Here is a 13,254-nt window from a genome sequence, read left to right as displayed (position 1 = left end):
TTCGGTGAAACTCAGCGATATCGCCCGTCTGGCCGGTGTGTCCGTGACCACCGCCAGCTACGTCATCAATGGCAAGGCTGAACAGCAACGCATCAGCAGCAGCACGGTCGACAGGGTGCGCGCGGTGGTCGAGGCCCACGGCTTCACCCCCAACCCACAGGCTGCTGGCCTGCGCAGCCGGCATACCCGTACCCTGGGGTTCATTCTCCCGGATCTGGAGAACCCCAGCTACGCGCGCATTGCCAAGCAACTGGAACAGGGCGCCCGCGCCCGCGGGTACCAGTTGCTGATCGCCAGCAGCGATGACCAACCCGAAAGCGAACGCCAGTTGCAGCAACTGTTCCGCGCCCGTCGTTGCGATGCGCTGTTCGTTGCCAGTTGCCTGCCAGCCGAAGATGACAGCTACCGCGAACTGCAGAACAAAGGCCTGCCGGTGATCGCCATCGACCGCCGCCTGAACCCTGCGCATTTCTGTTCGGTGATCAGCGACGACCGCGACGCCAGCCGCCAGTTGGCCGCCAGCCTGCTGCGCGCCGCGCCACGCAGCATTGCCTTGCTCGGCGCCCGCCCGGAGCTGTCGGTCAGCCAGGCCCGTGCAGGTGGTTTCGATGAAGCGCTGCAAGGCTATGCCGGTGACGTGCGCCGCTACCAGGGCGAAGCCTTCAGCCGGGCATGCGGCCAGCGCCTGATGCAGCAACTGATCGACGACCTGGGGGGCCTGCCCGATGCCCTGGTGACCACCTCGTATGTGCTGCTGCAAGGGGTATTCGACACACTGCAGGCGCGCCCCGCCGGCTCCCGGCAGCTGCAGTTGGGCACGTTTGGCGACAACCAGTTGCTGGACTTCCTGCCACTGCCGGTCAATGCCATGGCCCAGCAGCACGGCCTGATCGCCGCCACTGCGCTGGAACTGGCGCTGGCCGCCATCGAGGAAAAGCGCTACGAACCTGGCGTGCATGCCATAGGCCGTACGTTCAAACAACGTATCGCCGCAGGCTGAACATGCGCCTGATCGACACCCACACCCACTTGGACTTCCCCGACTTCGACGCCGACCGCGCGCGCCTGCTGGCCAACGCAGCGGCGCGCGGGGTGGAGCGAATGGTCGTGCTCGGGGTTTACCAGGCGAACTTCCAGCGGGTGTGGGCGCTGGCCGGCGCCGAACCAGGCCTGTACGCCGCGCTGGGCCTGCACCCGGTCTACCTGGAACAGCATCGGCCCGAGCACCTGCAGCAATTGCGCGAGTGGCTGGAGCGCCTGCGCGGTGACCCACGGCTGTGTGCAGTGGGCGAATTTGGCCTGGACTATTACCTCGAACACCTGGACAAGGCCCGCCAACAGGCGTTGTTCGAAGCACAACTGCAGATGGCGTGTGATTTCCAGCTGCCGGCGCTGTTGCACGTGCGCCGCAGCCATGCCCAGGTAATTGCCACGCTCAAACGCTACAAACCGGCACGGGCGGGGGTGGTGCATGCCTTTGCCGGCAGTTATGAAGAGGCCCGCGAGTACATCAAGCTGGGCTTTCGGCTGGGGCTGGGCGGTGCAGCGACCTGGCCGCAGGCATTGCGGCTGCGCAAGACCCTGGCGCGCCTGCCGCTGGACAGCGTGGTGCTGGAGACCGATGCGCCAGACATGGCCCCGGCCATGTTCCCAGGGGTGAGGAACAGCCCGGAGCATTTGCCCGAGATAGCCGGTGCGCTGGCGCAAGTGATGGGTGTCGAGGCCGGCGAGCTGGCTGCAGCGAGTACCCGCAACGCGTATGAGCTGTTCGGCTGGTAGCCGCGCTGCCCCCGCCTGATTTCAGGCCAGCACCGTCCACAGCGCGAACGCGGCGTACCACAACACCCCGCAGCGCAGCAGCAGCTCCCACAGGCTGTCCAGGCGCCCCAACCCACGCTGGCTGTCTTCATCGTCGGGAATGTCGTCGGCAACGCGCCCGACCCGCGCCACCAGGTGTGCGGCGCTGATGTGCCAGTTGAGCACCTCGTGCAGCATCACCCGCGTCACCGCCAGGAAATTACCCACCAAGGCAAAGCTCAACGCCAGCACGCGCACCGGCAGCCAGTCCATGATGTGCCGCAACTGCTCGGCGCGCGCCTTCAGCACCGCTTGCCCGCTGTGCCCAGCGCACAGCGCCAGTAACCGATACGCCAACGCTGCCCCCGGCCCCAGCACGAAATACCAGAAGATCACGGCGAAGAAGCCCTGGTACACCTGCCACAGCAAGTTGCCCTGCACCCGCACCAACAACGTGTGCGGCTCATCGGCCGCCAGGCCAAGGTCGCGCTCTGCCACGTGCAAGGCGGCCTGGTCATCGCCCCGGCGCCAGGCGTCACGGAACGGGCCGAGCGAGGCCTTGGCGTCACCGCGGCCTAGGCTGTAGACCAACACCAGCAGATGCACCGGCAGCGCCAGCAGGCCATAGGCCACGGGCTCCAGTACGTGCAACAGCAGCACCAGCAGGGCGACCGGCGCCAGCACCAGAAGCGTCAGCGTCCACCACGGGTGGACCTTGCCGCTGCGCTCCAGGCGCACCAGCTCACCAAGGAAAAAACCGTCACGTTGCACCTGATGGCGCAGGGCCGAGAACTTCTCGACCCACAGCGCCAGCACCAACACCAGAAAACTCATGCCTTGTCCTCGTTGTGCTGCAGCGCTTCACGGTAGCGCGGCCAGTCGAATGCCGGGCCGGGGTCGGTCTTGCGCTGCGGGGCAATGTCGCTATGGCCCTGGATACGGCCCAGGTCGATGGCCGGCCAGGCACCGCAGATGTGCCGCGTAAGCTGTTCCAGCACGGTGTACTGGGCATCGGTATAGGGCAGGTCGTCAGTGCCTTCCAGCTCGATACCGATGGAGAAGTCATTGCAGCCTTCGCGCCCGTCGAAACACGAAACACCTGCGTGCCAGGCGCGGTCGCACAGCGACACGAACTGGGTCACCGCGCCATCACGCTCGACGAACAGGTGGGCGGACACGGTCAGGTGGCTGATGCTGGCAAAGTACGGGTGTTCCTGGGGGTCGAGGCTGTTCTGGAAAAATTGCTGAACCTTGCCGGTACCAAAACACGCCGGCGGCAGGCTGATGTTGTGAATCACCAGCAGGGAAATCGCTTCGCCCTCCGGCCGAGCATTGAAGTTGGGCGAAGGGCAATGGGTGATTCCGTTTCCGTGGAACCAGCCAGTGGCACGGTCCAATTGCATGGGGCAGATCCTGAAAACGCCTTGAACAGGACAACAGTATGCCTTGCGGCTCACGCCCTGTGCAGGTGAATGATCACGGGTGCAGGCCGTCAAGTACGGCCTCCAGTGCACGCTCGAACAACAGCCCGTCACCCAGCACCCGCACTTCGCCGCGCTGCAGTGCCCTGGCCAGGCTGGCGCTGCTCCACTCTCGCACTTTCAGGCCGGTGCGGTTGCTGAACACCAGCCTGTCGCTGTTCTCGACACGTGCTACCAGCTTGCAGCGCAGCGGTGGGTCTTCATCCAGCACCTGGACCCAGGTTCCGACGCGCAGGCGCTGCGCCTGGCGCACTGCCGCAGCGTGCCCGCTGTCGCCCCCTGGCGGCGGGCAGCCTGGTTCTTCGGCACTTGCCAGGACAATCGCTTGCGTCACCCGCAGCTGGTCCAAGGGTTGCCACTGGCCTCCCCCGCAGGCGCACAGGTGCAACCGCTCAAGCTGCTGGAAGAATGCGCGGGTCGTGAGCGAGTCCTGCGCCACGCTGGCCAAGCCGTCGCGCAACGCCTTGAGCAGGCCTGGCACCTGCTGCAACAAGGTTTGCGGCTCACGGCCCGGGGTAACGCTGAGCAGCAGGGTGTCCATGGTCTGCACGGCATCGCACCAGGCCCCGGAACCCTCGCCGTGCTTCAGCCAGGCCAGCAGCAGGACCCGGCTCCAGGCCTGTACCAGCATCTGCACCACCACCTGGGGCAACACCTGGCCGCGCAGGCGCTGGTTGAGCAATAGCTGCACCTGGTGCCTGGCCTGCAAGGTGCGTGCGCGGCCCTCTTCGGCGTCGCGGGTACGTTGCTCGAGCAAATCGCTGCGCCGCCGCTCCTCTTGGCTGAACGCGAGAAAATCTTGCAGCAAGTGGTCGAACACGCGGGTATCTTCGTCAAAATCACCGAGCACGCGCTGCACGATCAGCGCCACCCGCACGTGCAGACTGTCGCGCACATCTTCGCGGCCACTCTCCCAGCCGATGGCCGCCGCTGCGATTTCGTTGAGCAGCCGCCGTGCGGGGTGGCCAGCCCCGCAGAACAACCCCTTGTCCAGCAGCGCCACCTTCAGCAGCGGAATGTGCAGCCGGATGATCAGCGCCCGCAGGCTGGCCGGCAGGTTGTCGTCCTGCTGAATGAACGCGAACAGCAGGTTCACGAGGTTGATCATGTCTTCGTCGGCGACCGCGATACGCCTGCGTATGCCACTGCGCACGCTGACCCGCAGCAGCAATTGCTCAAGCTGCTGGCCAAGCTCGAAGTCATCTGCCTCGTGCGTGGCGGGCACATAATGCTGCAAATGGGTCAGTAACCGCAGCAGGTCGGTGGTGCTGATCGGCTGGGCGGCAGCCACCCCCTGCAAACGTGGGGCAAATTGCCCCCGCACCGGCGCCAGCAGGGTTTGCAACGAGGCAAAAAACGCCTGCCCGGCTGCGTCCGCGCCCACATCCTGGCCTGGCATGGGCGGGCAACGTCGCGCGCCCAGGCGCCGCTCCTCGGCAGGCCGGCGCGGTACCGGTTGCAGTTCGGGCAGCACGCCGGCGGCAGCCAGCAGCTGGTTGGCCTCGCCGTAGATCACATCGGCATCACTGAGCACATAGCGCTCGAACAGCGTGAGCAACACCAGCTTCACCCGCAGGCAAACCCCCAGGTTACGCCCGGCATCGAGGAAGTAACCACATAATGCGGCGGGCCCTAGCGGGTTGTCACCCTCGTACACTGGGCGGTCGAGCAGCACCTGCAAGCGCAGCCCGAGCTGTTGCAAGGCCGGGCGATGACGTGCCAGCACGCGCCCCACCATGCCTTCGACAGCAGCGACCCGCTCGGCCTGCGCTTTGCCGCACGTGTTCCCCGGCTGGGCCAGGTGCAGCAACAGGTCCGCCTGGCCGATGCGGGCGAAAGTCGTATGGAAGATGTCGAGAAAGCCACGCTCAATGCTTTTGCGCTTCAGGCGCAGGTCGCGCATGGCCTCGAAATACAAGTTCTGGTCGGCGTGCTCGAAGGCTTTGTCAGCCATCTCGAACAGGGTGTCGTCAGCGTTGTCGAACAGCGCCTGCAAGCCCAGGCGCAACTGCAGGGCGGCCTTGTCGCGTACTTGCAGCAGCAACACCGGATGGCAAGGCAGAGGCGCACGCCGGCCCCGGTCGATGGCGGCCGCCAGGGGCACCACCTTGCCTTCTTCATGCATCCTGGACTCCTTGCAGGGTGGGTTGCCCGCCGCAGCAGGTATCGTCAAAGCTATGACGCCAAATACTGGTCGCCATTATCGGCAAAAACCCTCAGCGCTGCCAGCACGGATTCACCCCAGGCAGGCGCCCCCCACGCGCCGACCAAAGGTCGGCGCCAAGGCGGCTGTACACACCAGCCCCCTGCCCTATAATCGCGGGCATCTTGCTTGTGGAGCCGACCATGCCGAACCTACGCCTTGCCGACCTGACCGCTGAAATCGAAGCCAACGTGCGCCGTGCGCTGTTGGAGGACATCGGCAGTGGCGATATCACCGCACAGTTGATCCCGGCCGAGCGCCTGGCCAAGGCGACCATCATCACCCGCGAGGACTGTGTGATCGCCGGCACTGCCTGGGTCGATGCGGTATTCCGCCAGCTCGACCCGCGGGTGGCGGTGCACTGGCAAGTCACTGACGGTGACCGTGCCAGCGCCAACCAGCCCCTGTTTCACCTCGAAGGCCCAGCCCGTTCGCTGCTCAGCGGTGAGCGCAGTGCCCTGAACTTCCTGCAACTGCTGTCGGGTGTCGCCACCCGTGCGCGCTTTCTTGCCAGCCTGGTAGAAGGCACCCAGGTGCGCCTGCTGGACACCCGCAAAACGCTGCCTGGCCTGCGCCTGGCGCAAAAGTACGCGGTGACCTGTGGCGGCTGCGACAACCACCGCATCGGCCTGTACGACGCTTTCCTGATCAAGGAGAACCACATCGCCGCCAGCGGTGGCGTGGCTCAGGCCGTGGCGGCTGCGCACCGCATTGCCCCGGGCAAACCGGTGGAAATAGAAGTGGAGAGCCTTGGCGAACTGCGCGAGGCGCTGGCGGCGGGGGCTGACATCATCATGCTCGACGAACTGAGCCTGGAAGAAATGCGTGAGGCTGTGCGCATCACGGCCGGCAAGGCCAAGCTGGAGGCCAGCGGCGGGGTCAACGAGAGCACCCTGCGGGTGATTGCCGAAACGGGCGTGGACTACATCTCGATCGGGGCGATGACCAAGGATGTGAAGGCGGTCGATCTGTCGATGCGGCTGAGCCTGTGAGCTGATCGCAGGCAAGCCAGCTCCCACAGGGATCGCATCAGGGCTGACAGGTGTTTGCCACAAGATATGCAGCGCCTGGGAGATCGAGCGCCGCCCGCGCGGCGCATCGCGAGCTGCGCTCGCTCCTACGTTTTTTTCAGGCCAATTATGCCTGTGGGATCTGCGCGCGAACGCCTTGGCGCATGCCTCAATATGGCGCCGTACGAACAAGGCGGCCGCGCGCGCCTGGCACAGGGATTACTGGCCCGAAACAAACGTAGGAGCGAGCGCAGCTCGCGATGCGCCGCGCGGGCGGCGCTCAAACTCACAGGCGCTGAAGATGCTGCGGCGAGCCGGTTTCCAGTTGGGGGCGCGAGGCCCCCGTGCACTTGGCAAATCAGAACGAGGCGTTGGCCAACCCGTCCAGATAGCGCTCGACGTCCAGCGCTGCCATGCAGCCAGCACCGGCCGAGGTAATCGCCTGGCGGTACACGTGGTCGGCCACGTCACCGGCCGCGAATACGCCTTCGACGTTGGTGGCGGTAGCATTGCCTTCACGGCCGCCGTTGACCACCAGGTAGCCGTCCTTGAGGGTCAGCTGGCCTTCGAACAGCGACGTGTTCGGGGTATGGCCAATGGCGATGAACACGCCATCGACCTTGATTTCATCGCTGCTGCCGTCGTTGTTCTTCAGGCGCGCACCGGTCACGCCCATGTTGTCACCCAGTACTTCGTCCAGGGTGGCGTTGAGCTTGAGCTCGATCTTGCCTTCGGCCACGCGGGCGTTGAGCTTGTCGACCAGGATCTTCTCGGCGCGGAAGGTTTCGCGGCGGTGCACCAGGGTCACCTTGCTGGCGATGTTGGCCAGGTACAAGGCCTCTTCCACGGCAGTGTTGCCACCGCCCACCACAGCGACCGGCTTGTTGCGGTAGAAGAAACCGTCGCAGGTAGCGCAGGCCGAAACGCCCTTGCCCATGAAGGTTTCTTCCGACGGCAGGCCCAGGTAGCGGGCGCTGGCGCCAGTGGCGATGATCAGTGCGTCGCAGGTGTACTTGCCGCTGTCACCCTGCAGGGTGAATGGCTTGTTGGCCAGGTCGACAGCATTGATGTGGTCGAACACGATCTCGGTTTCAAAGCGCTCGGCATGCTCCTGCATACGCTGCATCAGGGCCGGGCCAGTCAGACCGTGCGGGTCGCCCGGCCAGTTGTCGACTTCGGTAGTGGTGGTCAGCTGGCCACCGGCCTGCATGCCGGTGATCAGCAGCGGCTTGAGGTTGGCACGGGCGGCATACACCGCAGCGCTGTAACCGGCAGGGCCGGAACCCAGAATGATGACGCGCGAATGACGTACTTCAGACATGTCGAACTCCTGTCGAGCGGGCCGGTTTCGATACACCGGCGGCGCCAGCTGGAAAATTTAAAAGGACCCACGCACCACTTGGGGAAGGCTACAACGCGCAGGCCCGGAAAGCGGAAAGGTGAACGCACTGTAGCGAGGTCGCAAAGATTAAGGAAATATCCTTCGACAATCCACCTCATAGGCATCGTCTATGCTGCGATTTCATCGGTGGTCATACTGTCGATGCTTTTGTTACAGCCGGTTTCCCGACCCCACGCTGCCTTTCGTCGGCACGCCAAACTCGGTAAGGTCAGCGCGTTTCCCTTCTCTGCGGAGTACCTCGATGCAAGCCCCTGTCCTCTCTGGCCCCCAATACCTGCGCGAAGGCCTGAAACTGGTGCTCAGCCCCAACCTGCGCTTGTTCGTGCTGCTGCCGCTGGCGGTCAATCTGCTGCTGTTCGGTGGCCTGATCTACTTCGCCGGCCATCAGTTCAGCCTCTGGGTGGATGCCCTGATGCCAAGCTTGCCGAGCTGGCTGAGCTTCCTTACCTACATCCTCTGGCCGCTGTTCGTCGCCTTGGTGGTGTTGATGGTGTTCTTCACCTTCACGCTGGTCGCCAACGTCATCGCCGCGCCGTTCAACGGTTTTCTCGCCGAAAAGGTTGAAGTGGTTGTACGTGGCGAAGACAACTTCCCGGCGTTCAGCTGGGGCGAACTGGTGGCAATGGTACCGCGCACGCTCAGTCGCGAAATGCGCAAGCTGGGCTACTTCCTGCCACGGGCCATCGGCCTGTTCATCCTCTCACTGGTTCCGGTGGTCAACGTGGTAGCCGCGCCGCTGTGGCTGATCTTCGGCGTATGGATGATGGCCATCCAGTACATCGACTACCCGGCCGACAACAACAAGATGAGCTGGCAGGACATGCTGGCCTGGCTGCGCCAGAAGCGCTGGCAGAGCCTGGGCTTTGGCGGGGTGACGTACCTGGCGTTGCTGATCCCGGGGGTGAACGTGCTGATGATGCCGGCGGCGGTCGCCGGGGCTACATTGTTCTGGGTGCGGGAGCGGGACTGATCCCTGGGCGTTACGCGATCTCTGTAGGAGCGGCCTTGTGTCGCGATAGGGCCGCAACGCGGCCCCAGGATCTCAACGTTGATGCATAAATTGCTGGGGCCGCTTTGCGGCCCTATCGCGACACAAGGCCGCTCCTACAAAAAGCAGAGCGCGTCTGGTTTGGGTTTTACTGCCCCAATCGGCTGGAAAACTGCCCCACCACATCCACCACCCGCTTCGCCCCGTCCTGGATCTCGACAATCACGTTGCCCGTCTGATCGGCTAGCGCCAGCCCCTGTTCGGCTTGGCGCTTGCTGGTGTCGATGATCGTCACCGCCGCTTGCGCCAACTGCTCGTTCTGCTGCACCACCCGCGCGATTTCCTCGGTGGCGCTGCTGGTACGCGAGGCCAATTGCCGGACTTCGTCGGCAACCACGGCAAACCCGCGCCCCTGCTCGCCCGCACGGGCGGCCTCGATGGCCGCGTTGAGCGCCAACAGGTTGGTCTGCCCGGCAATATCGCTGATGGTCTTGATGATCGAGCCGATCACCCGCGACTGCGTGTCCAGCGCCTGGATACCCTCGGCCGCCTCTTGCATCGAAGCTTCCAGGCCGCGCATCACGCTGACACTCTGGGTGACCACCTCGGTAGCCTTGCGCGCGCTGGCATCGGTGCCCAGCGAGGTGGTGTAGGCGACATCCGCCGCTTCGGCCACCGCCTGTTCCTGGTTGACCTGGTCGGTGATCACGGTGGCGAATTTGACCACCTTGTACAGCACGTCGTGGGCATCGAAGATCGGGTTGTAGGAGGCCTCCAACCAGACCACCCGGCCGTGGGCATCGATGCGCTTGAAGCGGTCAGCCACGTACTCGCCACGACGCAGCCTGTCCCAGAACGCCTGGTAAGCGGTTGAGTTGGCCTCTTCCGGCGTGCAGAACAGACGATGGTGCTTGCCGCGAATCTGCTCCAGGCGGTAGCCGACCGTGGCCAGGAAGCGCTCGTTGGCGGTAAGGACGTTACCGTCGAGGTCGAACTCGATGACCGCCGTGGAGCGCATCAGCGCCTTGATCAGGCTCTCATGTTCGCGCGAAGCCTCGATGGTGCGGGTCAGGTCGCTGGAATGCAGGGTGAAGTAGCGAATGCGCCCCTCGCTGTTCTTGACCGGCTGCAGGATAGAGCGCAGCCAGGCTTCCTGGCCATTGCCGCGCAACAGGCGAAACGCGCCGTTCAGGTGCTCGCCACGAGTGATGGCGGCTTTCATCCGCTGGTAGAAGTCCAGCGATCGCACATGGGCGGGGACGATGTCCTCGATGTTGCGTCCAAGCAGTTGGTCGGCCCGGTAGAGCATCTCGCTCTCGAAGTTGCCATTGACCATCTCGATCCGTCCCTGGGGGTCGAGTTGCAGCACCAGCATCTCGCTGTCGAGGCTGCTCTTGACCTGTTCGATACACATCAGGTCTTCGCGCAGTTGCCGGTTTTCTTGCTTGAGCTTGTTGTTGAACATCACCGCTCTCCTGGAGCGCAACAGGTGGTCGAATGCATCTTCATCGGCCGACGGCACGGCCCCTTGAGCGGCGCACCAGGAAATAATCTGCACGCTGCACAAGCCGATGGTCAGCTGTCACCTGCGCGCCACGTGACCGTCACATTGACGCAATCGTGCAGGCAGAAACTTTTGCCATGAACACACCTGCGCTACGCATCGCCCTCGTCAGCGAAACCTTCCCACCCGAAATCAACGGCGTGGCCAACACCCTTGGGCGCTTGAGCGAAGGGTTGCGCCAGCGCGGCCATCAGGTTGAGCTGGTACGCCCACGCCAGGCCGGCGATAACCACGCACAGCACAATCCACAGCTGGTGCTGTGCCGCGGTTGGGGCCTGCCGGGTTACCCAGGCTTGCAATGGGGCGAGGTGTCGATGCACACGCTGCTACGCCGCTGGCGCCGGCAGCGCCCGGACGTGCTCTACATCGCCACCGAGGGGCCGCTCGGGCTGAGCGCGCTGCGCGCTGCCCGGCGCCTGGGGCTGGCGGTGGTCAGTGGCTTCAACGCCAAATTCCCGCAGTACTCCGGCCACTACGGCCTGGGTTTACTGAGCCGCTTGCTCACCCTCTACCTGCGCTGGTTCCACCGGCGCACGGCGGTCACCTTGGTGCCCAGCGCAAGCCAGCGCCTTGAGCTTGAGCGCCGCGGCTTCCAGCACCTGGGGTTGCTGGCCCGCGGGGTCGACGCCTGCCTGTTCAACCCGGCCCGGCGCAGCCAGGCTTTGCGCGAAAGCTGGGGGCTGGGTGCAGACGACATCGCCGTGCTGTACGTCGGGCGCTTGGCGGCAGAAAAGAACCTTCGCCTGCTACAGCCTTGCCTGCAGGCCTTGCAGCAAACCTATCCACAGAAACGCCTGCGCCTTGTTCTGGTGGGTGACGGCCCACAGCGCGCCGCCCTCCAGCAGCAGCTCCCCGAGGCGCTCTTCTGCGGCGCCCAGCGCGGCGAAGTGTTGGCACAACACTACGCCAGTGGCGACCTGTTCCTGTTCCCCAGCACAAGCGAAACCTTCGGCAACGTAGTGCTCGAGGCCATGGCTTCGGGGTTGGCGGTGGTTGCCTGTGACCAGGCGGCAGCTGCGCAACATATCCGCCATGGCCACAACGGTGCGTTGGCCATGCCGGGCGACCAGCCCGCATTCATCGATGCCGCCTGCTGGCTGCTGGAGGAAGAGGAAACGCTGCGTCGCGTGCGCCTGAATGCGCGGCAGCATGCCAGCCGCCAGGGCTGGCAGGCGATTGTCGAGCAGTTCGAGGGGTATTTGCACGCAGCCCGGAACCAGGCTGCGACTTCACCTGCTTCGAGGCTGGGTGCTACGCGATCTGTGTAGGAGCGGCCTCGTGTCGCGATCGGGCTGCAGAGCAGACCCTCGATAGTTGCAACAATGCCTATATCCGGAGGCCGCCATGCGGCCCGATCGCGACACAAGGCCGCTCCTAAAGACGACCGCGTCAGGCCAACGCTTTCTCGATGGCCTGCACCACCGCCGGGTCATCTGGCGCCGTGCGGGGAGAAAAACGCGCCAGCACTCGGCCGTCCTTGCCCACCAGAAACTTTTCGAAGTTCCAGGTAATGTCGCCGGGGAACTCGGCGCCCTCACCCGCCAGCAGGCGATACAGCGAATGGCGCTGCGCCCCGTTGACCTCCAGCTTGCCCGCCAGCGGGAAGCTCACCCCGTAGTTCAAGCTGCAGAAGTCCTGGATTTCCTTTTCACTGCCCGGCTCTTGCCCGGCAAACTGGTTGCACGGCAGGCCAAGCACATTGAAGCCCTTGTCCTTGTAAACCTGATAGAGGTTTTCCAGGGCCTTGTATTGCGGCGTGAGACCACACTTGGAAGCGACGTTGACCACCAGCACCACTTGGCCCTTGAACGGTGCGAGGGGCAGCTCCCCGCCGTTCAGCGCCTCCAGTTTCAGCTCGTGAAATGCACTCATGATGAACCCCCTCTCAGCTTCCGGGTTGCCGCGCAGGCAAATCGCGCCCACTAAAAAGGCGCCCGTTCAAACCGCCCACCTCCCGTAGGAAGGCAGATCGGCTTGCCCGAGCGCCTGGCGACTTTCTGAGCTTAGCGCAGAAAATCAGTGGTGATGGCCACCTTCACCGTGGATGTGACGGTGAGCGATTTCTTCGTCGCTGGCGTCACGCACGTTGACGACCTTGACCTTGAAGTTCAGACGCTGGCCAGCCAGCGGGTGGTTGCCGTCAACGGTGATGTCGTCGCCGTCCACGTCGCGGATGGTCACGATCTGCATCTGGCCATCCGGCGCCGAAGCGTGGAACTGCATACCCACTTCCAGCTGGTCGACGCCTTCGAACAGACTGCGGTTCAGGGTGCTGACCAGCTCGGCCAGGTATTCGCCGTAGGCGTCTTCCGGTTCGATGGCAACTTCCAGTTCGTCACCGGCTTGCTTGCCTTCCAGGGCTTTTTCCAGGCCTGGAATGATGTTGCCGGCACCGTGCAGGTAAACCAGCGGCGCGCCACCGGCGGAGCTGTCGATGGTCTCCCCGGCGTCGTTGGTCAGGGTATAGTCGATGGAGACAGCCTTGTTGGCGGCGATCAGCATGGGGCAAGACCTTTTGCAAAAGAATGTAGAGCGCACCAGTGTAACCAAGCCATCGCCCGATTGCGAACGCACTGGCGTGCAGCAACGGTCCATCAGTCGGATCATCGGCTTTCACCAGGACGGAGAAGGCCATTGGGTAGCCGAGCTGTCGTGCGGCCACACCCAGCACCTGCGCCACCAACCGCCGTGGCAGGCACGCCCGTGGGTGCTCGACCCGGCCCAGCGCCTGCAGCGTATCGGCCAGCCGTTCGCATGTGGCTGGTGCGCACAAGGGGCCGATAGCGCTACCCTTGGCCGTTAATTTCTT

13 protein-coding genes are annotated in these 13,254 nt (G+C 64.3%); 6 read left to right on the top strand and 7 right to left on the bottom strand.

The window, feature by feature from the left end:
- Positions 1-4 precede the first annotated feature (4 nt).
- Both cra and FPB55_RS03960 read left to right on the top strand, forming a co-directional pair.
- Positions 5-1,000, top strand: coding sequence for a catabolite repressor/activator (gene cra, locus FPB55_RS03965; protein WP_029886926.1), 996 nt, complete (start codon positions 5-7; stop codon positions 998-1,000).
- Positions 1,001-1,002: 2 nt separating this feature from the next.
- Positions 1,003-1,779 carry a TatD family hydrolase gene (locus FPB55_RS03960; RefSeq protein WP_054890467.1) on the top strand — a complete coding sequence of 259 codons (777 nt, stop codon included), beginning with the start codon at positions 1,003-1,005 and terminating at the stop codon, positions 1,777-1,779.
- A gap of 21 nt (positions 1,780-1,800) precedes the next feature.
- Here FPB55_RS03960 and ampE read toward each other — a convergent pair whose 3' ends face one another.
- The 3 genes from ampE to FPB55_RS03945 all read right to left on the bottom strand — a co-directional run bounded on the left by ampE (position 1,801) and on the right by FPB55_RS03945 (position 5,403).
- Positions 1,801-2,631, bottom strand: a complete 831-nt coding sequence (ampE, locus tag FPB55_RS03955) for a regulatory signaling modulator protein AmpE (RefSeq protein WP_054890468.1) — start codon at positions 2,629-2,631, stop codon at positions 1,801-1,803.
- A complete protein-coding gene (ampD, locus tag FPB55_RS03950; RefSeq protein WP_144187568.1) occupies positions 2,628-3,200 on the bottom strand; it encodes a 1,6-anhydro-N-acetylmuramyl-L-alanine amidase AmpD in 573 nt (190 codons plus the stop codon). Before ampD ends, ampE begins: the two co-directional genes overlap by 4 nt.
- A 73-nt stretch (positions 3,201-3,273) precedes the next feature.
- Positions 3,274-5,403, bottom strand: a complete 2,130-nt coding sequence (locus FPB55_RS03945) for a DUF1631 domain-containing protein (protein WP_144187566.1) — start codon at positions 5,401-5,403, stop codon at positions 3,274-3,276.
- A 221-nt stretch (positions 5,404-5,624) separates the two neighbouring features.
- Between FPB55_RS03945 and nadC the strand changes: the two genes are divergently transcribed.
- On the top strand, positions 5,625-6,473 hold the full coding sequence (gene nadC, locus FPB55_RS03940) for a carboxylating nicotinate-nucleotide diphosphorylase (RefSeq protein WP_009682701.1): 849 nt from the start codon (positions 5,625-5,627) through the stop codon (positions 6,471-6,473).
- A 376-nt stretch (positions 6,474-6,849) separates the two neighbouring features.
- Here nadC and trxB read toward each other — a convergent pair whose 3' ends face one another.
- Positions 6,850-7,812 carry a thioredoxin-disulfide reductase gene (gene trxB, locus FPB55_RS03935; protein WP_003247318.1) on the bottom strand — a complete coding sequence of 321 codons (963 nt, stop codon included), beginning with the start codon at positions 7,810-7,812 and terminating at the stop codon, positions 6,850-6,852.
- A 322-nt stretch (positions 7,813-8,134) separates the two neighbouring features.
- Here trxB and cysZ point away from each other — a divergent pair, with 322 nt between their 5' ends.
- On the top strand, positions 8,135-8,863 hold the full coding sequence (cysZ, locus tag FPB55_RS03930) for a sulfate transporter CysZ (protein WP_054890456.1): 729 nt from the start codon (positions 8,135-8,137) through the stop codon (positions 8,861-8,863).
- Positions 8,864-9,029: 166 nt separating this feature from the next.
- Here cysZ and FPB55_RS03925 read toward each other — a convergent pair whose 3' ends face one another.
- On the bottom strand, positions 9,030-10,346 hold the full coding sequence (locus FPB55_RS03925) for a PAS domain-containing methyl-accepting chemotaxis protein (RefSeq protein ID WP_115293391.1): 1,317 nt from the start codon (positions 10,344-10,346) through the stop codon (positions 9,030-9,032).
- A gap of 176 nt (positions 10,347-10,522) precedes the next feature.
- Between FPB55_RS03925 and FPB55_RS03920 the strand changes: the two genes are divergently transcribed.
- A complete protein-coding gene (locus FPB55_RS03920) occupies positions 10,523-11,713 on the top strand; it encodes a glycosyltransferase family 1 protein (RefSeq protein ID WP_054890457.1) in 1,191 nt (396 codons plus the stop codon).
- A 121-nt stretch (positions 11,714-11,834) separates the two neighbouring features.
- On the opposite strand, the gene FPB55_RS03915 is transcribed toward FPB55_RS03920, so the two are convergent.
- A complete protein-coding gene (locus FPB55_RS03915) occupies positions 11,835-12,317 on the bottom strand; it encodes a glutathione peroxidase (protein ID WP_009682696.1) in 483 nt (160 codons plus the stop codon).
- 144 nt (positions 12,318-12,461) lie between these two features.
- On the bottom strand, positions 12,462-12,947 hold the full coding sequence (locus FPB55_RS03910) for a peptidylprolyl isomerase (RefSeq protein ID WP_029887748.1): 486 nt from the start codon (positions 12,945-12,947) through the stop codon (positions 12,462-12,464).
- Between FPB55_RS03910 and FPB55_RS03905 the strand changes: the two genes are divergently transcribed.
- A complete protein-coding gene (locus FPB55_RS03905; protein ID WP_054890460.1) occupies positions 12,946-13,248 on the top strand; it encodes a DUF3565 domain-containing protein in 303 nt (100 codons plus the stop codon). The genes FPB55_RS03910 and FPB55_RS03905 overlap by 2 nt on opposite strands.
- Positions 13,249-13,254 lie beyond the last annotated feature (6 nt).

The sequence above is a fragment of the Pseudomonas sp. BJP69 genome, assembly GCF_007633355.1.
Lineage (GTDB): Bacteria > Pseudomonadota > Gammaproteobacteria > Pseudomonadales > Pseudomonadaceae > Aquipseudomonas > Aquipseudomonas juntendi.
This window is presented reverse-complemented; position numbering and strand designations above follow the sequence as displayed.